Here is a 21,761-nt window from a genome sequence, read left to right as displayed (position 1 = left end):
GCATTTCTCATATAACGGATATTGGCAACATACATTATTATTATCTAATTGAAATTGCTTTTCATGGCTATTTTAGATATGTTAATGTTTTTCTTAAGCAATATTTGATTTCTGAGTAAAATCATATGATCAATATTCTCAGTGGATGGGAGAATTTCATATATCCACATTAAAAAAGTAGTCCACTCCCCATACAGGGCAAGATCACGAACGTTTATTAACCACAAAATGATTAATTAACGCACTAAAATTGATTGATTAATGAACTTTGTTAGTCATTAATGGGCCTTGCATGTTCAAAATTTAACCAAAATGAATGATAAACGCACACTCATGCTCTCGCCCTGACTCCCCACATGATTACAAGTCAATTGGAATATAATATGAAAAAAACCATATATTGATTTCAAACGATTATCATTAGATATCATACTATTTTTCTTGCAAGATTCTAATAACTAAATATGAAGTTTCATTAAATTATCATTTATTAATTTGATAGATCAATATGGATAAATACCGGACAAAAGGCACATAAATCAAATCTCAATTAAATCAATTCACTATAATATTTATATGCTTAAAATGATAAAAATGGCTATAGGGTAATATTGAAAAAAATAAATATCATCCCAACATATTGGAAGTTATATCTATAATGTTAATTTAAAGATGGATAAATATCTCTATATTAGCATTAAGTGATTGCAGGTTATTAATTTGTAATATAGTAATTACGATGACAGAGAAACTATTTAAGAGATTACCCAAGAAGAAGATGGAAGAATATTAATAATTGATTTCAGCATTAAACAGTAACTGAATTACAATAAAATATATTTTCAGGTAATCTTATTGACGGTAAATGGAATTGATCTATGCACTGTAGTTGAATTTATTTCCAGAAAGAAAATTGAAAAAATATACAACTAATTCATTCAACACCTTGAAACTCACCCATTTTGAACTATATTTATTTTAACTATGTTTAATTATGAAAAAAATATTCATCCTTTATGAGGGGTTAAAAATGAGCACAGACTTTGAATGGGATCCAAAGAATTCTCAGGTATATACCAAAGATTATGGGACTGGATCTATCACTCTTTCATCTACTCAATCCGATTCGTTCGATAAGTTAGGTGGCGCTAATTTCACAATGAACGCTGAAAGTGAAACATTAACACTACAAAATGATTCTGATAATATACCTATCTATTGGCCAGAATTTACTCGCAATGATGATGGAACAATGACTGACAGCAGGAAAGGATTAGATATAAATGTATCCGCAGGAACATTAGAAGTAGTCTATCTATCGGAAAATAGAAATAACACCGTGGCTTATTTAGGTTGTGCTGAAAGTGCTAAATTTAACCTTGAAAAATCAGGTATCTTAAGCATCAAAAATCCAGGAACTGTATTTATGTTTATAGATTATGTTGTTTCCGATAAACCGCCAAAACTCATAATGTCAGGAAACAGTCAATTTGAAATAAGACAAAAAGAAAAAATAGAAGACGATGTTCCCGCCTTTATATTTCTAGCTAGTGAAATTTCTCTAAGTGAATCATCTAAGCTCACTTTTGAAAGCAGTAATCTCTATCTTGGAGATGGAAACTTTAATTACTGTAATATAAGTATACAAGACAAATCGACAGTAACCTTGATTAACAACGGTATAATGCAGAAAAATGACATAGAAAAAGACAAAACATGGTTCAAACTTACAGCAGGCTCTCCCTCACTAAAATTGAAATCTTTTGACGGCATCCATTTCCCACTCTATTTTAACAACATACCTGACAACATACCTGACAACAGAGGATATCCAGAAGGTCTATTTAATTTCATTAATACAGAAGGCAAGAATGAAGGAAAAATTACTATTAATTTCGAAAAACCGGGACCAAAGGAAGACCCTTATTTTTTCACAAAAAAGATATTTGAGAAGAAACTCATACATCTCAATGGTCAAGTAGCAGATAAAGAATCCTTTAACATCAGTTATGGAAATGAAATTACCAATGGTCATGAAATTGGCACTGTAACAATATCACTTAAAAATTAATATTAATCATATTAGAAATAAATGTTCAATAGACCAAAATTAATTTTACTCTTATGGTACGATATCGAATAAGGTAACGTACCACTCCGTATCAATAAATAACTTTTCAAAATAGTAGATCACTTGGAGGGAACTCAGTCCAGTTTTTGCGATCTGATCAATTGCAAAAAATCCCAAACCACTAAACGGACTGAGTTATGCCTATCATAGCACTGATACCCCGCAATGAACGACGCCAGATGAAAAAAATTATCCAGAGCACCTGAGATAAAAATTATGCTCGCCGACTCATGGCCATGTTGATGCTACATCACGGTGAGGCTGTTTCACAAGTCGCCAGAACCCTTTGTGCCAGTCGTTCTTACGTCAATCGCTGGATAAATTGGTTTACTTTATATGGTCTGGAAGGGTTAAAAAACCTTCTGGCGGGCAGACCCATGGTCTGGAATTTAATCCCACTTTATCCTTTGCTGTCTTTTTTATTGCAACATTTTCCCCAACAATTTGGTTGCTTGCGTTATCATTGGAGCCTTGAATTTTTTATAATTAAAATCAATGCATTATTAAATATAAAATTATCCATCAGCACCTTCTATCATTACTTACATAAAATGGGTATCGTTTGGTGAAGAGCAGCCCCAACGCTTAAATTACCCGATCCTGAATACCATGAAAAAATGGCGAAAATTACCGAGGCATTGTCAACGTGCTCGGAAAAACATCCTGTTTTTTATGAAGATGAAGTCGATATCGAGCTAAATCCAAAAATCGGCGCTAACGGGTATTTAAAAAAAGGCAGCAGAAACGTATAGTGACACCCGGAAAAAACCAAAAACATTACCTTGCGGGTTGCCTGAATATCCAAACAGGGAAAATCACTTATGTTGGTGGGTTAAATAAAAATTCTCGATTATTTATCAATGCATTAGAAGAACTTGATCACCAATATTGTCATGCTGAAACCCTCACATTGATTTTGGATAATTATAGTATTCACAAAAGCCGGTGAGTCAGTGATTAGCTGGCCCGTCACCCTAAATTTAACCTATTGTTTTTACCTGTTTACTCCCCCTAGCTGAATAAAATTGAACGCCTGTGGCAATCCCTGCATGAAACAGTGACGCGAAATCATTGCTGCCAGTTATATGTGGCAGTTGCTCGAAAAAGTGAAAATATTTTTAAATTCATTTTCCTATAGGACTAACCGAGAATAAAAAGAGAAAGTGTATCATAATTATGAAAATTCATTTATAAATCAGCATGTTATATTTATACTATAAGATAATAAAACTGAACAAAATCAGATTATCATCTCATTAAATAACCACTTAAAAATACCCATATTGTTATATGTGATAATTGTTGAGAGAATCCAGCCAATTCTTTCCGTTTCTGGAACATGAATTGAGAATCATCTCATTAGAAACACTTATTTATGAAATTGTGTATCATCATTCTGATTTCACAAAAACCACACCATATTAGATTAATATAAAATAAGGCTACGTTTCAAAACGTAGCCTTAAACTAAGAATTAAAAACTGCTAAACTAGTCAATCAATCACATCTATTTCCATTTATAATATGGAAAAAAATCATTTGAATTTACGACTAGTTTATAATTCATCATAGAATACAGTTAATCTATAAAAAATAAATCCAGTTTGAAAATCAACCTATCTTTCTCTAGTACAATACAGGAGTAAGCGAAGTCAGATTTCCTGGTGTTCCGCAAACTAATTTTAAATATTTAGATGCCATTGTCTGTGGATTAAAATTTCTAATCTCTTTTGCCGCCAGATAATTGAATTTTTCACCAACATAAAACTTCATTACGCCTTTAATACTCCTTGCTTCTTGGAACACCCAAATATTTCCAACATGTTCCGCAAATGTTGAAACCTGAAAAAGAAGTGGACTATTAACATTAGGATTAGTATTAGGACCTATCCGCGGAACTGATAAATATGAACAATGCCATACACCGTTTGCTTCAATAGTATGTGGTAGCAATGACTGAGATCCAGTTGGGTGAGTTAAATACATCTCATTAAGTTCACCTACATAATTACCGATTATACTAAGATATGAAGGTACTTGATTATCAACGAGAGATTGTAACTCTTCTATATCTTCAATATTTTTTTCTTTCATTTCATCCACCTATATTATTAAATTAAAAAAATCATGATAAGATTTTGAATAGCATTAATCTTTGCATTCAAAAACACAATATAAATTCAAAATTAATTAAATTGATGAACTAATCTCTAATCACCTCCTTGAGCTTAAAATTGATTGTTGGTAGTAAACTTTATCTTCTATTCCACAAAGGCATTATTATTTTTATTTATCATGTTACGTTGTTAATTAAATATAGCTAAATTTCCACTCCTGTCCACTAAATTTTAAAATAATTTCATGACATCTTATCCATTTCCACATTGAAACATTTAAAACCACAAAATCATTACATCAAAAGGTAAAATCAGTTAATTATTTCTCTCTGAATGCCGACAAGCAATATAAAACAGAATAATATTATGCTCATACTTATTATTATTTCATAATAAAATTAACTATCCTAAAAATCATCACACTTAGGTGTATTTGCAATTAATTCTGTGATTATTGCAGTAGTTACAATGCATTATAATATTCAGTATATGTTCCCTCAATAAGATCCCCATCAGAGAATCACGTCATTTGGCAATCGATAATAAAGCACATGGAAATTAGAAATTTTCTCTTTTGAGATTTTAGTCACATATAAGAAAACAAGTTGGCTTAATCAGCGAATTAGATTTTAGAAATAAACCATTACCCCATAATATTATTCATTATATAAATAAACCATTGAAAATTCTTTGCCAAAAACAGCGAAAAGCACTGATATCAGGTTCCATTCAACAGTAACAAAATCACAATAAAATAAATTGAAAGTATCTTGAAATCTACTTATTTTGAACTATATTTATGTTAAACAAATTTTAATTATGAAAAATTAATACTAAGGGCTAAAAATGAACGAAAACTCTGAAAACTATTTTATTTGGTATCCGGATCGAGATCAAACATACACTGAAGAGTATGGTAGCAGCAGGATTCCTCCAATATACTCATTTAATAAAGAAATTGGCACCACCTTCACAATGGATGCTGGAGAAAATACATTAATACTGTCTTTTGATAAAAATGCTCGCCCTAGCGACTATAATATTAGGTGGCCTATTCTTAGGCCACTACAGACTGCCCAAGATAATCCAGACAATAAAATTTTATCAAAAACAATAAAAATATTATCAGGAAATCTTATAATATCTGGAAAGCCCATAATATCTGGAAATCTCATAATATCTGGAAAAAAAGAAAAATCTGTTAACTTTTATCTTAATAGTGAAATTTTAGGCGGATATGGACATAGAATTGAACTACAAAACTCAAGTACCTTCAAAATAGAAAATGCTGGTATTGTAAGAATTAGCAACCACATAAATACAAAATTAAGAGAATCAACAGTGGTTATGTCAGGAATAAGCCGTCTTACTGTAGAGCCTGTAGAAAAAACACAAGAAAATAATGAAGTGCTAGAAAGTAATATTTCACTAAATTGTGATTTCTCTATCACTGAATTCTCTAAAGCTATGCTTAAAAGCCATCATGTTCATATAGATGGTGGCAGTATTATCTTACAAGATAATGCAAAGATGTTAATAAGCTCTCAAGTATTAAACATAAGAACTGATTTAGATGAAAAAGGTTGCCCTTTATTCGACACAAACTTCACCCTAAAAGCCGGAGCGACTTTATTAAATCTCAACTCTATAGATGGCATCCACTTTCCATTAGATATTCACAGAGAAAACTACCCTAAAGGTGTATTCAATTTCATGGCTGAAGGAAAAGAGAATACAGGAAAAGTCGTCATTGATGTTGCACCAAAAGATGCTAATGCCTATGGCCTCAATACACTGCTACGTAAAAATTTCACAGCGATTAACGGAAAGGTAGTAGAAACCGGAGATCAGATGAAATATTTTGATTTTAATTATGGAAAAGATATTCGCAACGGTAATCAGGTCGGTACTATTACTATCTCTCTCATAGACCCTAACCTAAGATTATCTTAGTAAATAGATTCAAGGCACGGCATAGAATACAATGCTGTGCCTCCCGGTATTAACAGATCATCCCTACACCATACACCTATAAGGCTAAAGTGAACCAATCCCATTAGAAGCCCCTCACACTTACCTATTTTCGCCCTTGCTCCTACTCAATAACGCTTTCTATACTCCCAATCACCGCCTTTCCCCTTATCCTGAACGGCGAGGTTTCTCGGAGGCTAATTGATGAAGCAGGAAGTCAATCAACGACACCGTGCCTCATCCGACATTCATTACTGACGAAATTCTCATTATCGGGTAATCACCTGTTTGTCATTCAAGAAATAGCGAAACAAAACGTGCACACCTGTGCAAGATTTTGCACGCCGCTTATTTATTGTTCGTATAAACCTGAACACACTTTCCTCAACCCGATAAGTAGAATTAATTAAATTTCAGTTAATTATAAAATATTCTTATTTAAATCCTGTGGTTGACATACCTATTGCTAAACTTAAAGATAAGCGCTTATATCCATATATCATATATAGGGAATTAATATGAAAAATAAACTCATTAGCATACAACAAGTTATGGCACATTTTTATGACGGTATGACCATTATGGTTGGCGGTTTCATGGGCATAGGCACACCTCCCCGCTTAATCACCACATTACTGCATTCCGGTGTAAAAAATCTGACTCTGATTGTTAACGATACTGGCCGTATCGACGCCGGCATAGGCCCCCTTGTGGTTAATGACAGAGTGAAAAAAGTCATTACCTCACATATTGGCACTAATCCGGAAACCGGACGCAAAATGCTTGCTGGAGAAATAGAAGTAGAACTGGTTCCTTTGGGAACGTTGATCGAACGTATTCGCTGCGGAGGAGCCGGTCTGGGCGGATTCCTAACCCCAACCGGGGTAGGTACTGTTGTAGAAGAGGGAAAACAAAAAATCACCCTCAATGGAACAGACTATTTATTGGAACTCCCGCTACGTGCCGATCTCGCGTTGATTCAAGCTCATCTTGCCGATCATCATGGCAACCTCACCTACCAACTCAGTGCCCGAAATTTTAACCCAGTAATCGCCCTAGCGGCAGATATTACACTTGCCGAACCGAATGAACTGGTTAAAGTAGGTGAAATCGCACCGGACTGCGTGATAACACCTGGCGCATTGATCGACTACATCGTTTATCCAGGAGAAAATTAATAATGAATGCTCAACAAATTATTGCCCACCGTGCTGCTCTCGAACTACAAGACGGCGATGTTGTTAATCTTGGCATCGGTATTCCCACGCAAGTCCCGAACTATCTGCCTGATCACATTCATATTACTCTCCAATCAGAAAACGGCATACTGGGCCTTGGACCTATTACAGAAGTAGATCCCAATCTGGTCAATGCTGGCGGAAACCCCTGTGGCATCTTGCCCGGCGCCGCCATATTTGACAGTGCCCTCTCTTTTGCCCTTATTCGAGGCGGTCACGTCAATACCTGTATTCTGGGGGGTCTGCAAGTTGACCAGCATGCTAACCTAGCCAGTTGGATGATACCGGGGAAAATGGTCCTTGGTATGGGAGGGGCAATGGATCTTGTCACCGGTGCTCGCAAAGTCATCATTGCAATGAAACATTGCACCAAAGACGGTTCAGCAAAAATCCTCAAGCAGTGTACTCTGCCACTTACCGCCATCAATAAAGTCAGCATGATTGTCACTGAATTAGGTGTCTTCTGCTTTGAACAGGGTCAGTTAATCCTGAAAGAACATGCGCCAAATGTCACATTAGAGACTCTACGAGAAAAAACTGAAGCAGAATTTAGCATCGCACATGACCTCAAAGTCATGCCTGTACCGGTATAGGAGAAAATGAGCATAATTAGCAGAATCATTAGCTGGTTTTATCAGCGCTATTCCACCACCTCACCAATCGCTGCGGTACTATGCGACTATTCATGAATGTTCACCGACCATGAATGTTCACTGGTCGGATTATAAATAGCAAAGAGCCGAATAACAGTGAGTAAATAAACCAAATTCTCCTTCACATCGACCAGTTTGATATATACCCAATGGATTTCAAGATGGATCGCGACGGCAAGGGAGCGAATCCCCGGGAGCATAGGTAACGATGTGACCGGGGTGAGCGAGTGCAGCCAACAAAGAGGCAACTTGAAGGATAACGGGTATAAATATTTTCATGCAGTTTCATAACTTATATCGTTTCTTTCCAACTATATAACTAAAGATAAATCAATTTTTTATTTATGCATTTAACCTTACACTCAAAAAATAAACCCACCTCCACGCTCGACATTATTCAATATATATCTGGTTACGAAATTTCCGATTATTTACTGCCATCAACCATACAAAAATAGTTAACCTCATAAGATATAAGAATATTCCATTATTCTCATTCCTTACTAGACTATGATCGGCATGAGTTGGTAGGAATCATTTTTACAATAATTCAATATGTTAATTATAAAATAGTATTATTTAATTTGAGGAAAGTATATGAGTCCCAAGAACGATTTTAAAGCTTTTTCTATTAGTAATAATGCTAACGTAGTAAGCCAGGAAGGGTATGAAACAAGCTCGGCTTTAAAAACTGGATTTCCACCAGAGAATATTACCACTCATTTACTCAACAAGGTATTGCGTCAATCTTCAACAATATCGTCTACAATAGCTAATTTTATCGCGACACAATATGGCGATGATGTTCTGGACGATGGGGATATAGTCAAACTCACTACTCAGTTAAATAAAGCCTTAGAAAAAAAGATTGCGGCAGAAATTCCAAGTGCTTCACTAACTCAGAAAGGAATTGTTCAACTCACAGATAAAACAGGCAACAGCAATTCACTTGCAGTCACTCAGAAACTTGTTTCTGATGTAAATGATAATGCTAACAACAGATTAGCAAAAAACCAAAATGGCGCAGACATTCTTGATAAAAACGCGTTTGTGAAAAATCTCGGCTTAGCAGAAACCGGCAATTTAGCTAAAAATGCGGTACCGAATAGTAGAAAAATTAATGGAAAAGCGTTAACCGGGGATATCAGTCTGAACGCTGGAGATGTGGGGGCATTTAAGCTTGGATTAACAGGAAACAACACTGTTAATAATCAAGTCCCCTGGAATGCAAACACAGGATTATATGATTTACTGAACCCTGGAATAGATTCTTCGCATGTCGCTCATTTCAATAATGGCGTTGGAAGCTGCCCAGCTTTTCAATTGAAAGTGCTGTACAAAAACCGGGGAATTGCTTATCGCTCTGCCCGTGATAATTTTGGCTTTGAGGAAGATTGGACTGATATTTATACAACAAAAAATAAACCAACGGCAGCGGATGTTGGGGCATTTAAGCTCGGATTAACAGAAAGATACACTGTTAATAATCCAATCCCCTGGAACGCAAACACAGGGTTATATGATTTGCTGAATCCTGGAATAGATTCTTCGCATATTGCTCATTTCAATAATGGCATTGGAAGCTGCCCAGCTTTTCAATTGAAAGTGCTGTACAAAAACCGGGGAATTGCTTATCGCTCTGCCCGTGATAATTATGGTTTTGAGGAAGATTGGACTGATATTTATACAACAAAAAATAAACCGACGCCGGCGGATATCGGGGCATATGCAAAATCCGAGGGATCTGAATTTATCCAAGCAAAACATATTAATCCAGCGAATATAAGTGATTTTACCGCATGGATAAGATCATTGCCGCTGGGCGGTCATGCACTTAGATTTGGAGAAAATCATGGTGGCATTGGATATCCGTGGTCATGCGGCTATGTAACAAGAATATATGATACATGGGCGGGATTTGTCGCGCATTATGACCATGCAGGTATTAGCTTTATCCACGGAAATGATGGGGGCGGAAATACAAAAGTTAGCCGACTTTGGACAGACAAAAACGCCCGCTCCGACGCTAACGGCATTCTTAGAGTATCCAGCCCAGTTGTCGATATTCATCCAGACGGAACTTACGAGTTAACCAGCGAAGCTGAGGGAGTAACTGTTAAGCGTATAAATACAGGGAAATATCGCATCAGCGGTTGCAACGGTTTTGCCAAAGATGGTGCGTGGGGAATTCACGGTGGAACTATCATCCCGGCGGACAGCAACGGGTTAAATCTGATTTGGATTCGTGAATCGGTAGACACAGCCAGCGGCGATATAACAATTGAATGTTACCATCGTCAGAATAAAGACGCTCCAGAATTTGCTCAAAATAAGCGCGTAAAAAGTGTAACTGCAACAGGAGAAGTCGTTTATTACAATGATGCTGAACCCTGCGATATTCCAGACGGAAGAGTCATTAATATTCGTGTGCAACTACCTGAAATGTAATTAGGATCAGTCTCCCTAAAAGGAAGCCCCAGATTGCTGACGAACCCCATTCAAAAAATGGGGTTCTGTTGATGTCAATCGTATTGTTGTAGTGTGGGGTCTTTTAGTATATCGAGGTATCCATTTTCCAGTGCCTCTATTCAAAGACCTGGCCCGATGGTTAGACTTTTGTCATTAATCCGATGAGGCTATTAAGACCCTACATGATGTTTACTGACTTCATTTTCTAGCGCTTGATTCACGAAAGCATTAATCGTCACATCTTCTTCAAGTGCTAGTTCTGCAATTTTTCTATGCAATTCTGGATTAACTCTAACATTAAAAACCCCTTTATATGGCACATCAGGATTTTTATTTAATTCCTTGCAGTCTTGCAAATACAAATCAATTGAGATTTTAAATTCATTTTCCAATTCTGCAATTGTTTTTGCTTCATAAGTCACTAAATCGCGGATATATTCCAATTTACCAAAAAGGGTATTGTTTTCCAGGTCAAATTCAATTGTACCTAAATAACCTTTATATTTTAAATATTTCATATCAACCCCACTTCTTTTAAAGTCTGTTTCACAGCTTTTAGTGTACCACCTTTAATGTAATTTTCAGGATGAGGGCGGTGCATTAAAATTATGTGATTCAATGATTCATTGAAGAATCGTACCCTTGAACCTTGCTTTTCTTGTTTCTCATAGCCTAATAGGCTTAATAACACAACAAGTTCAGACCATTCAAAAGTTTTTTGGCTATTAAGAAACTTTTCTATCAGTTTCTCCGCTTTGCTCATGTACTTGTCCTTCTTCACAAGAATGTAACTAACGGTAGTTACAAATATCAAATAAGTCAAGTTCCTTGTGCAACAAAAAGGGGCGTTAGTGCCCTTCAGATTGCTGATGAATCCCACTTAAAAAGTGGGATTCTGTTGATATCCGATGGCTAGACCTTTGTTATCAATCTGAGATTCCCCAAGAAGGAAGCCTTAATTATCAAGGCAGTTGTACTCTATCAGGCTTACTTACGACGCCAGCTTGTCCCCTGCGGACCATCTTCCAGTTCAATACCCATCTCATTTAACTGATTACGAGCAGAATCTGCCAGCGCCCAATCTTTATTTTTACGGGCATCATTACGCTGCTTAATCAGTGCTTCAATTTTATCAATCTCTTCATCGTCAGCCTGAACACCACGGTGCAGGAATTGTTCCGGCTGTTGTTGCAACAAACCTAAGATACCCGCCAACTTGCGTAATTCAGCCGCTAAGCCATTCGCTGCACCCATATCTTCTGATTTCAGGCGGTTGATTTCACGTGCCATATCAAACAGTACCGAATAAGCCTCTGGCGTATTGAAATCATCATTCATTGCGTCAATGAAACGCGCCTCAAATACTTCGCCACCGGCCGGCTGTACAGAAGCATCTGTACCTCGCAGAGCTGTATAAAATCGTTCAAGTGCGGTACGAGCTTGCTTTAAGTTATCTTCTGTATAGTTAAGTTGACTGCGGTAATGGCCTGACAACAAGAAATAACGCACTGTCTCTGCATCGTAATATGCCAATACGTCACGGATAGTAAAGAAGTTGTTCAGCGATTTGGACATCTTCTCTTTATCTACCATCACCATCCCTGAATGCATCCAGTAATTCACATACGGACCATCATGGGCACAAGTAGATTGCGCAATTTCGTTTTCATGATGCGGAAACATCAGATCAGCGCCACCACCATGAATATCAAAATGATTACCTAGCTGTTTACTGTTCATGGCAGAACATTCAATATGCCAACCCGGACGGCCCGCTCCCCACGGCGATTCCCAACTTGGTTCCCCAGGCTTGGACATTTTCCACAATACGAAATCCATCGGGTTACGCTTAACATCAGCCACTTCCACTCGCGCCCCTGCTTGTAACTGGCTGAGATCTTGGCGGGAAAGCAATCCGTAATCCTGATCACTCTCGACGGAAAACATAACATCGCCATTATCTGCGACATAAGCATGATCACGTTTTATCAACGATTCAGTCAGCGCAATAATCTCCTGGATATGCCGGGTCGCACGAGGTTCCAGCTCAGGACGTAAGATATTCAGCGCATCAAAATCTTTATACATTTCTGCCAACATCCGGCCAGTCAGATCATCACAACTTTCACTGTTTTCTGCTGCCCGTTTGATGATTTTGTCATCAACATCAGTCACATTGCGGACATAAGTTAAATCGTATCCCAGATAGCGCAGATAACGAGCAACCACATCAAAAGAAACAAAGGTTCTGCCATGACCAATATGGCACAGGTCATAAATCGTGATACCACACACGTACATCCCTACTTTCCCTGGATGAATTGGTTTAAATTCTTCTTTCTGACGGCTGAGGGTATTGAAAATTTTTAGCATCGAGATTTTCCGTAAATTCACTGTACGTGTGTTAAAAATAACGAATTGATAATCCTGGATTTATGCCCTTATCTCATCAATAAATGCTCGATATGGCATAATCCAATAGGATATTGAAACCTGATATTAAGCGCTTTGCAAGGTTAGCGATCAATATAGTCTACTGAAACTAATAGGTACTGACTCATTATGGTAGATGTGATATAAAAGCCGCCTGGTCCAAATGCCCTAACCGGGTTAATCAAAACTATTATTAGGATTTCAATTATGGTGACTTTCCATACCAATTTTGGCGATATTGTAATTAATACTTTCGCTGATAAAGCTCCTGTAACTGTTGAGAATTTCTTGAACTACTGCCGCAATAGCTTCTACGATAATACTATTTTCCACCGTGTTATTAACGGTTTCATGATTCAGGGTGGTGGATTTGAACCTGGTATGAAACAAAAGCCGACTGATGCAGCTATCAAAAACGAAGCCAATAACGGTCTGAAAAATAACCGTGGTACTTTGGCAATGGCCCGTACTAACGATCCACACTCAGCAACTGCACAATTCTTCATTAACGTTGTTGATAATGATTTCCTGAACTTCCGATCTGAGCGCCCTGATGGCTGGGGTTACTGCGTCTTTGCCGAAGTGGTCGAAGGTATGGATGTTGTTGATAAAATCAAAAGCGTTTCTACCGGTCGCAGCGGTATGCACCAAGATGTACCACTCGAAGATGTTATCATCGAAAAAGTGACTATCAGCGAATAACTCACTGAATATGTGCACACTTTTTATTGCGGATTTACATCTCAGCGAACATGAACCGGCAATCACTGCCGGTTTTCTGCGTTTCTTGCGTGAGGATGCCATTCAGGCAGATAGCCTCTATATTCTCGGCGATCTGTTCGATTACTGGATCGGCGATGATGATAACAACCCTCTCCACCGTGAAATCGCTAGCGCACTAAAAACTGTGCAACAACAAGGTATTACCTGTTACTTTATTCATGGCAACCGTGACTTTCTACTCGGTTCGCGCTTTGCTAAAGAGAGTGGCATTATCTTGCTCCCACAGGAAAAAGTACTGGAACTGTACGGTAAACGAGTGCTTATTCTGCACGGCGATACCTTGTGTACTGATGACGAAAGTTATCAACGATATCGTAAGCGGGTTCATACCCCGTGGGTCCAACGTCTGTTTCTACTGCTACCTCTGTCTACCCGTCAAAAAATTGCCGTAAAAATGCGAGCAAACAGCCAATCGGTCAACAGCAGAAAATCCGAAGCTATTATGGATGTAAACCAGCAAGCTGTTATTGACACTTTTGAGCGGTATCAAGCTGACTGGATGATCCACGGACACACCCACCGCCCTTTTGTACATGAAGTTTCTCTGCATGATAAAACCGTCTACCGTGGTGTACTTGGCGCATGGCATCATCAGGGATCGATGTTCAAAGTAACGGATAAATCAATCGATCTTATCTCTTTCCCATTCTGATTAATCGGGAACACACCCGATATACAAGTGTCACAACAAAAGTATAAAGTAACGCAATCGTTTTCCTTAGCTTGTGAGCATGATATGATCCGCGGCCTTAAAGCGTTATTTTCATTCTGGTGGACGTTAAAACACAGGAGCATTTGATTTATGATTGCCCAACCTGATTTAGCAGGAATAACTCAACACAATGCCAAAATCGCCATTGTTATGGGTTCTAAAAGCGATTGGACGACTATGCAGCACGCGGCTGATATTCTCACTTCTCTTAATGTACCTTTCCACGTTGAAATTGTTTCTGCCCATCGTACGCCCGATAAACTCTTTAGTTTTGCCCAACAAGCGGAACAAAACGGTTTTGATGTCATTATCGCTGGCGCCGGTGGCGCCGCCCATTTACCCGGCATGCTGGCAGCTAAAACGCTGGTCCCGGTTCTCGGCGTCCCCGTACAAAGCGCCGCTCTTAATGGCGTAGACAGCCTCTACTCTATCGTACAGATGCCAAAAGGGATTCCTGTTGGTACGCTTGCGATTGGAAAAGCCGGCGCGGCAAACGCAGCCCTACTGGCCGCACAGATTCTGGCGCGTCATGATAAAGATTTACTGAAACGCCTTAGCCATTGGCGTGAAACACAAACTCAGGATGTACTCGATAATCCCGATCCGCGGGAGGAAGCATGAAGCCAGTTTGTGTATTAGGCAATGGTCAGCTCGGCCGCATGTTACGCCAAGCTGGTGAGCCTTTAGGTATCACGGTTTATCCTGTTGGCCTCGATGCAGAACCCGAAGCGGTTCCTTATCAGAATAGCGTTATTACCGCTGAAATTGAGCGCTGGCCGGAAACAGCGCTTACCCAAGAACTTGCCCGCCATAAGGCTTTCGCTAATCGAGATATCTTTCCCCGTCTGGCCGACCGTCTGCCGCAAAAACAGTTAATGGATAGCCTTGGTCTGGCAACTGCTCCGTGGCAATTACTCTCTGAGGCCAACCAATGGCCGCAATTATTCTCTGAACTCGGTAATTTCGTTATCGTTAAGCGCCGCATGGGTGGTTATGATGGCCGCGGGCAATGGCGTATTCGTCCCGGCGATGAAACAGCATTACCCGCCGATATTTATGGTGAATGTATTGCTGAACAAGCCATTCCTTTCTCCGGCGAAGTTTCACTGGTAGGTGCCCGCAATAAAAATGGCGATTGTGTGTTCTATCCCTTAACGCACAATTTGCATCAAGATGGCATTCTCCGTGCCAGTATTGTCTCTCCTCAAGAAAATGACCATTTACAGCATTATCATTTACAACAACAGGCCGAGAGTATATTGTCAGCTATTATGCACGAGTTGAAATATATCGGCGTGATGGCGATGGAATGTTTTATTGTCGGTGATAATTTACTGATCAACGAACTCGCACCACGCGTTCACAACAGCGGTCACTGGACTCAAAACGGTGCATCTATCAGCCAGTTTGAATTACATCTTCGCGCTATTCTGGATTTGCCCATGCCTCGGCCAACAGTGACTGCGCCGTCAGTTATGATCAATTTGATTGGCACAGATATCAATACCCAATGGCTCAACTTGCCATTGGTACATTTGCATTGGTATGAGAAAGAAGTCCGTCCTGCACGTAAAGTCGGTCATCTTAATCTTTCTCACTTTGATAAAAATGAATTAAAAGATACATTGCAGAAACTTGTTCCCATGCTGCCCCCTGAATATCAGAGTGGCCTTGAATGGGCACAGGAAAAATTAATTAGCTAACGTCTAACACTGGCATTATTTGTTTATTAAACTGATCATCCTGATTTGTGTACACAATAGCCCTACAGTAAGGATACAAATAGTAAGATATAGAGAGGCACATATGAATATAGCCACGTTAAGAGTTCGCGTTTCTGAAGATCTGAAAAATGCGGTAGCACAAGCCGCTCGGGATAATAGCTTGGACATGTCTAGCTTTGTTCGTCTGGTATTAACTAGAGCAACAAAAGAACACCATGTTACTAATGCTACAACGCAGACATCTATCCATGAACTGGAAAGTGGTGGAGGTACAAGTGTAGATACCATAGATGAACTTTGGGACAAAATTTTCCAATAAAATATGCTCAGAATTCACTATCTTGAACAAAACTCAAGTTAACTATTTATCATGAAACATATGATAAATGGACATCAAAATAATTAGACGTTTGTCATCCAATGGCCTGAAATTAAATGTGGAAGCGGAAGTAAAGTAACTTACCGCTTCACACCTCAACTCATTCCAACTTATTTATATTCTTTCAATTATTATATTGATCTATTAGCATTAATCGATCTAGATATAGTATCTACAATTGTTCTCGTTGTTTGATCTATTTCATAATTAAGTAAGTCACCAACTTTAATATTACTAAGATTGGTAGCCCTTAACGTTTCTGGAATTAAATTCAATTCTATGGTTTTGTCTTCTTCATTTATACCATTTATTGTCAAGCTACAACCATGTAAACCAATAAAACCTTTATGGAAAAAATATCTGATATTATCGCCAGGAATATTAATCACTAATCGATAAGTTTCACCAGTTTTAATAAAATCAACGACTTCTGCCACACCTTCAATATGCCCATATAAGCTATGACCGCCATTTTCTTTATTCATTTGATGTGATCTTTCAATATTAACTTCATCCCCTACATTTAAAATCTTTAATGTGGTCACATCAGCCGTAAAATCTGATATATCAAAATAAACGATATCATTTTTAAATTGCGTGACAGTCAGGCATGTACCATTAATCGCAACACTAGCCCCCACAGGAACATCATCAAAGAAATGGTTATTATTACTGACGGTCAATGTACTAAATCCCTCTCTTTTCTCAAGAGATAATACGTTTTCTTTTCCTTGCACAATTCCAGTATACATAATCACCCTCTTTTATTCATATTTAAGTAGAAACACCCTTGTTACATTAAGATAATTTATGGTTTATACGAATATGTCTAATAAAAATTCATTAGCTCTATTAACCATATTTTACTACCTCATATTTTACAAAATATCTTTTATATACTTGATTTAAATCAAAATTTTAATAACACATTTAAAAGCCAATAAACTACTTTACCCTATTGTTTTTAATTATATCAAGCTTTTTGTGGAATAGATGATTTTTTACTATTAAATTGATAATTATCAAACATGAGTAAAAATAGAGTCGAAAATTATTTTTCTAACTTATGGAAACACTTTACCTTGAATATTTATCATTTGATTAAAAGCATATCATAATAAAACCACCAGCCAAAGAACTATAATTTACAACATTTCATTTACAATCTCTTTTTTATTAAACACAAATCAAACCAGTTATCATTTTAAACATTTATTATGTTTCTATTCCATGAAAAATACTTTAATCTATGTTTTAAAATCAAAGCAATAATTATTTAAATTCACAAATTATTTTGATGATAAAAAAACAGACCTAATTTATTATTTTTATTTCTCATGGCTATTTCTCATTAAAAACTCAGATTAATTAATGGAAATAAATTATAGATTTAAGTTAACTAAAATATAATTACAAAAATATTTTCACAAAACCATTAATTAATAATATTTTTCCCAATTCTCAACACCAAATTGAATAAACAACCTATCGCTAATTAAATAATCAATATATTACTAACACTGAGAAATGACTAAGGTTAGAATAATCTTATTTTTCTATACTATTCAACATTCATCAACAAAACCAAATATCCCTTTGACAAAACCTCTCCATTAGATCAATGTTATTACCATTAATTAGTCTGACAACATACGAAAAGGGAAACCCTCGTGTTATTTACCTGGAAAGCCCACGATACTAAAAACCGCCTACAGTTTTTTTCCGCCTTATGGTCCTCGTTTCCATCTTCTTGCTCTATTTATCAAACAACAGCTTGGTATTGGATCAACACCAGATTAAAGAAAAGCGGATTACCTGCAATGTTATTATTACTACCAATAATCGTTCAAGCTCAAACCAGTCATTTTGTTAATTTTCAATCTATTGATACCAGCCTGTATATGCAGTTTGAAAATCGGGTCGATCCCCAAAAAACCATTTCACCGATTTTAGAGGCTTTCGGCGACTACAGTGTCGGCGATATGTACGTCTATAGTATTTGGCAAAATTCACTGCAAGGTGATTACCAAGGTGATAAAAGCACCTACTATTATAAATTTGTCCCCAGAGTGAGCTTGAGTAAAGTCACTGGTAATGACATCTCTTTTGGGCCGGTAAAAGATATTCTGTTCGCTCAATGGATTGCCAAAACTAAGGGGATAGATTACGACTATTTCCCCGGTATCAGTATTGACTGGCAAGCTAGCTGGATTAGCTGGCTACGTACAATTTTTTATTTTGAGAATAATGCCAAAGGAAGCTGGAATGATCAGCGAATTCATATCGACTACGGAATTCCCTTCAATAACCGTTTAGGTGATTTCCGGGTTGTCGGGACTTTCGATTATACATTAGGCTTACATGGACAACCCAAAACTATCGATTTCAAACCAGAGTTACATTACGATTTGGGAAAGATCCTTGGTCATCAACCCGGTCATTTATGGACTGGCATTGTTCTGAACCCCATAAAAAATAAATACAAAATAAGAGATACCCCTTATTATCGAACGGATCAATTTAACTATGGGATCTTTATTCGATATAGTTTTTTCTGATATCGGAATAAAATATCAGAAATTTTCTGATGGCCTTTATCCTGATGGAGTCAAAATGCCCATTCAACATGACCAGTTCGGACGTACTTATCAGTGGCTCCTACTGATACTTTTGGGTTTGATTTACTTTCTGGTCACCGCAACCACATTTACTTCGCTAGGCGTTGTATTACCTAGCATGATCAAGGAATTACACTGGAGTTGGACGGATGCCGGTCTGGGGTTCACCTTACTTGGCCTATCATGTGGGCTGTCCAGTTACCTTCCAGCGATGTTTATTCGTCGTACAGGCGTCCGCGCCACTTTGATGATTGGTACGCTCACCTTTATCACCAGTTTTTACATCCTCTATAACACCCACAGTATCGCGGCCTATTTTACCGGTACAACACTATTAGGGATCGGCTTTAGTCTTATGGCGACTGTTCCCGGCACTTATGTCATTAGCCGACTTTTTAAAAAACAGTCGTTGGCTTTTGGTATCTATTTCACCATCGGTGGATTAGGGGGCGTGGTCGGTCCGTGGATCTATTTCCTGGCAACAGTATTTTGGGAAAACTGGCGTATGCACTGGGCAATTTCCGGGATATCACTCACCTTGATCAGCTTATTAACCATTTTATTTATGCGCGAAGGTAAAAAGGAAAACGCCCACGCTGAAAGAATTAGCAAAAATCAACAAGACCAGCTCCCCTCCAATATCTATCGCACCAAGGAAATATGGAATGTCCGGCAAGCACTGCACACCTGGCAATTTTATGCCATTGCAGCCGCTTATACTGCTTTTTTACTGTGTGGGATAACCGTTAATAGTTTTGCGGTCGCCCATATTACTGAAAACGGATTCAGCGAATCTGTTGCTGCTTCCTCACTCAGTATTTTGGCTTTTATCAACGCATTCTCACGATTTGCAGGAGGCGCGGTTGGTGAATGGTTCGATCCCAAAAAAATGCTTATCGGCAGTCTGTCGATAATTATCTGTGGTCTTATCGCACTCAGTGCCGCCACCTCATGGACATTTTTAATCCTGTTCACGTTGTGTATTGGCATCGGTTATGGCATGACTTTTCTGGCATCCAGTATATTGCTGTTCAATTATTTTGGGCGCACGCCTTATCTGGAACTGTTCTCGGTGATGAATCTGATCTCCACTATCGCCTGTATCGCCCCTTTTCTGGTGGGCGCAATTAAGGATTATTCAGGTAGTTTTACACCGGCATTTCTCATTATCGCCATACCGGTACTAACTATTTTGATTGTCACATTCATGATGCAACCACCTTCACAAATCGTGAAGAAATGTTCTGATGACAACACATTACTTAACTGAATTTAACAATAAAATGAACCTATACCCGTCATCTTTCAAGTTGCCTCTTTGTTGGCTGCACTCGCTCACCCCGGTCACATCGTTACCTATGCTCCCGGGGATTCACTCCCTTGCCGTCGCGATGCATCTTGAAATCCATAGGGTATATAAGATATTCCTTACCACAGACAAACAAGGAATTAATCATGGCAAAGAAAGAATTCGGTGTATTTCTACCCATAGCGAAAGGTGGATGGATTATTTCCAAAAATACACCACCACTCGATGCTTCTTATCAGCAAAACCGTGAAGCGGCTATTCTGGCTGATCAAATTGGTTTGGATTTCATTATGTCAATGAGCAAATGGCATGGCTTTGGTGGTGAAACGGAACATTGGGGCTGTTCTCTGGAATCCGTTACCATGATGGCAGGTATTGCTGAAGTGACTCATCATGCCCGGCTTATCGCAACCATGCATGCCGGGCTGCATAATCCCGCCGTGGCAGCCAAAATGATTGCGACACTGGATCAAATTAGTCATGGACGCGCCGGGCTGAATATTGTCTCTGGCTCCTTCAAAGACGAATTTGAACAAATGGGGGAATGGGATAACAATTTAGATCACGATCAACGTTACGCAATGACCGAAGAGTGGACCCAATTGATCAAACGGCTTTGGAGTGAGAAGCAGGTTAATCATCAGGGAGATTACTTTAATTTCAAGAATTGTGTTTCTGAACCTAAACCTGTTTCCGTTCCGCGCCCTTATTTGGTCTGTGCCGGTCAATCAGAATGTGGGTTACGTTTTAGTGTGCGTAACACCGATGTGTGTTTCATCGGTGGTAAAGATGAAGAAGAAACGCGACAAATTAGTCTGATGGCTAAACGTCTTGCAGTCGAATACGGTACAACTACCAAAACCTTTTGTATGTGTACGATTATTTGCGCTGAAACAGATGAAGAAGCTGAAACGCTGGCTGAATTCTATCGTGATGGCCTGGATATAGACGCAGTTAAAAACATGATGCACAGTTTTGGCGTCGATATTGGCGGAAAAAGCAATGCGATGGTTGAAAGATCCCAAAATGCTTTTATGACCCACACAGCTATCGGCAACCCGGAAACATGTTGTAAACAATTGTCAGATTTACTCCGTGAATGCGAACTGGACGGGGTTATGTTGATCTTCCCTGATTATGTTAAGGGGTTGACCACTTTCGGCGAGAAAATATTGCCACAACTTAGAGTCGAATTTACCTAAACAACGATAATAGGACAATAAG

19 protein-coding genes and 1 pseudogene are annotated in these 21,761 nt (G+C 38.2%); 14 read left to right on the top strand and 6 right to left on the bottom strand.

Annotation, left to right across the window (positions count from 1 at the left end; all coding sequences use genetic code 11):
* Positions 1-1,030: 1,030 nt before the first annotated feature.
* Both LG003_RS10580 and LG003_RS10575 read left to right on the top strand, forming a co-directional pair.
* Positions 1,031-2,071 carry a hypothetical protein gene (locus tag LG003_RS10580; RefSeq protein WP_112877993.1) on the top strand — a complete coding sequence of 347 codons (1,041 nt, stop codon included), beginning with the start codon at positions 1,031-1,033 and terminating at the stop codon, positions 2,069-2,071.
* 197 nt (positions 2,072-2,268) lie between these two features.
* Positions 2,269-3,285, top strand: a pseudogene (locus tag LG003_RS10575) (IS630 family transposase).
* Between the two features lie 472 nt (positions 3,286-3,757).
* On the opposite strand, the gene LG003_RS10570 reads toward LG003_RS10575, so the two are convergent.
* Complete coding sequence (locus LG003_RS10570) at positions 3,758-4,225, bottom strand: hypothetical protein (protein WP_112877992.1); 468 nt, start codon at positions 4,223-4,225, stop codon at positions 3,758-3,760.
* 869 nt (positions 4,226-5,094) lie between these two features.
* Between LG003_RS10570 and LG003_RS10565 the strand changes: the two genes are divergently transcribed.
* From LG003_RS10565 to LG003_RS10555, 3 genes are all read left to right on the top strand, one after another.
* Complete coding sequence (locus LG003_RS10565) at positions 5,095-6,201, top strand: hypothetical protein (RefSeq protein WP_112877991.1); 1,107 nt, start codon at positions 5,095-5,097, stop codon at positions 6,199-6,201.
* Positions 6,202-6,737: 536 nt separating this feature from the next.
* On the top strand, positions 6,738-7,397 hold the full coding sequence (gene atoD, locus LG003_RS10560; RefSeq protein ID WP_262980692.1) for an acetate CoA-transferase subunit alpha: 660 nt from the start codon (positions 6,738-6,740) through the stop codon (positions 7,395-7,397).
* A gap of 2 nt (positions 7,398-7,399) precedes the next feature.
* Complete coding sequence (locus LG003_RS10555) at positions 7,400-8,050, top strand: CoA transferase subunit B (RefSeq protein ID WP_262980691.1); 651 nt, start codon at positions 7,400-7,402, stop codon at positions 8,048-8,050.
* A 216-nt stretch (positions 8,051-8,266) separates the two neighbouring features.
* Here LG003_RS10555 and LG003_RS10550 read toward each other — a convergent pair whose 3' ends face one another.
* Positions 8,267-8,389, bottom strand: a complete 123-nt coding sequence (locus LG003_RS10550) for a hypothetical protein (protein WP_262980690.1) — start codon at positions 8,387-8,389, stop codon at positions 8,267-8,269.
* A 318-nt stretch (positions 8,390-8,707) separates the two neighbouring features.
* Between LG003_RS10550 and LG003_RS10545 the strand changes: the two genes are divergently transcribed.
* On the top strand, positions 8,708-10,558 hold the full coding sequence (locus LG003_RS10545) for a phage tail protein (RefSeq protein ID WP_112877988.1): 1,851 nt from the start codon (positions 8,708-8,710) through the stop codon (positions 10,556-10,558).
* 191 nt (positions 10,559-10,749) lie between these two features.
* On the opposite strand, the gene LG003_RS10540 is transcribed toward LG003_RS10545, so the two are convergent.
* The 3 genes from LG003_RS10540 to cysS all read right to left on the bottom strand — a co-directional run bounded on the left by LG003_RS10540 (position 10,750) and on the right by cysS (position 12,952).
* A complete protein-coding gene (locus LG003_RS10540; RefSeq protein ID WP_112877987.1) occupies positions 10,750-11,097 on the bottom strand; it encodes a type II toxin-antitoxin system HicB family antitoxin in 348 nt (115 codons plus the stop codon).
* Complete coding sequence (locus tag LG003_RS10535; RefSeq protein WP_112877997.1) at positions 11,094-11,342, bottom strand: type II toxin-antitoxin system HicA family toxin; 249 nt, start codon at positions 11,340-11,342, stop codon at positions 11,094-11,096. The genes LG003_RS10540 and LG003_RS10535 overlap by 4 nt, the downstream gene beginning before the upstream one ends.
* A gap of 224 nt (positions 11,343-11,566) precedes the next feature.
* Entirely contained in the window at positions 11,567-12,952 is a 1,386-nt protein-coding gene (gene cysS, locus LG003_RS10530) for a cysteine--tRNA ligase (protein WP_112877986.1), read from the bottom strand.
* A 267-nt stretch (positions 12,953-13,219) separates the two neighbouring features.
* On the opposite strand from cysS, the gene ppiB reads away from it, so the two are divergent.
* The 5 genes from ppiB to LG003_RS10505 all read left to right on the top strand — a co-directional run bounded on the left by ppiB (position 13,220) and on the right by LG003_RS10505 (position 16,550).
* Complete coding sequence (ppiB, locus tag LG003_RS10525) at positions 13,220-13,714, top strand: peptidylprolyl isomerase B (protein ID WP_112877985.1); 495 nt, start codon at positions 13,220-13,222, stop codon at positions 13,712-13,714.
* Positions 13,715-13,724: 10 nt separating this feature from the next.
* Positions 13,725-14,447 carry a UDP-2,3-diacylglucosamine diphosphatase gene (gene lpxH / locus LG003_RS10520; protein WP_112877984.1) on the top strand — a complete coding sequence of 241 codons (723 nt, stop codon included), beginning with the start codon at positions 13,725-13,727 and terminating at the stop codon, positions 14,445-14,447.
* A 150-nt stretch (positions 14,448-14,597) separates the two neighbouring features.
* Entirely contained in the window at positions 14,598-15,128 is a 531-nt protein-coding gene (purE, locus tag LG003_RS10515; RefSeq protein WP_112877983.1) for a 5-(carboxyamino)imidazole ribonucleotide mutase, read from the top strand.
* Positions 15,125-16,210 carry a 5-(carboxyamino)imidazole ribonucleotide synthase gene (purK, locus tag LG003_RS10510; RefSeq protein WP_112877982.1) on the top strand — a complete coding sequence of 362 codons (1,086 nt, stop codon included), beginning with the start codon at positions 15,125-15,127 and terminating at the stop codon, positions 16,208-16,210. Before purE ends, purK begins: the two co-directional genes overlap by 4 nt.
* Positions 16,211-16,313: 103 nt before the next feature.
* The gene (locus LG003_RS10505; RefSeq protein WP_262980689.1) at positions 16,314-16,550 is read left to right on the top strand and encodes a hypothetical protein; all 237 of its coding nucleotides are present in this window, start codon (positions 16,314-16,316) and stop codon (positions 16,548-16,550) included.
* Positions 16,551-16,741: 191 nt separating this feature from the next.
* On the opposite strand, the gene LG003_RS10500 is transcribed toward LG003_RS10505, so the two are convergent.
* Complete coding sequence (locus LG003_RS10500) at positions 16,742-17,362, bottom strand: riboflavin synthase subunit alpha (protein WP_262980688.1); 621 nt, start codon at positions 17,360-17,362, stop codon at positions 16,742-16,744.
* 1,068 nt (positions 17,363-18,430) lie between these two features.
* Here LG003_RS10500 and LG003_RS10495 point away from each other — a divergent pair.
* The 3 genes from LG003_RS10495 (at position 18,431) to LG003_RS10485 (ending at position 21,739) form a co-directional block, all read left to right on the top strand.
* Entirely contained in the window at positions 18,431-19,168 is a 738-nt protein-coding gene (locus tag LG003_RS10495) for an outer membrane protein OmpK (RefSeq protein WP_262980687.1), read from the top strand.
* A gap of 55 nt (positions 19,169-19,223) precedes the next feature.
* Positions 19,224-20,498 (top strand): MFS transporter, encoded by a 1,275-nt coding sequence (locus LG003_RS10490; RefSeq protein ID WP_112877995.1) that lies wholly within the window; start codon positions 19,224-19,226, stop codon positions 20,496-20,498.
* Positions 20,499-20,683: 185 nt separating this feature from the next.
* Positions 20,684-21,739, top strand: coding sequence for an LLM class flavin-dependent oxidoreductase (locus LG003_RS10485; RefSeq protein WP_112877979.1), 1,056 nt, complete (start codon positions 20,684-20,686; stop codon positions 21,737-21,739).
* Positions 21,740-21,761: the final 22 nt, after the last annotated feature.

The sequence above is a fragment of the Photorhabdus kleinii genome (assembly GCF_025384885.1).
Taxonomy (GTDB): Bacteria; Pseudomonadota; Gammaproteobacteria; order Enterobacterales; family Enterobacteriaceae; genus Photorhabdus; species Photorhabdus kayaii.
The sequence above is the reverse complement of the archived record's forward strand: the minus strand, read 5'-3'. Positions and strand labels throughout refer to the sequence as shown.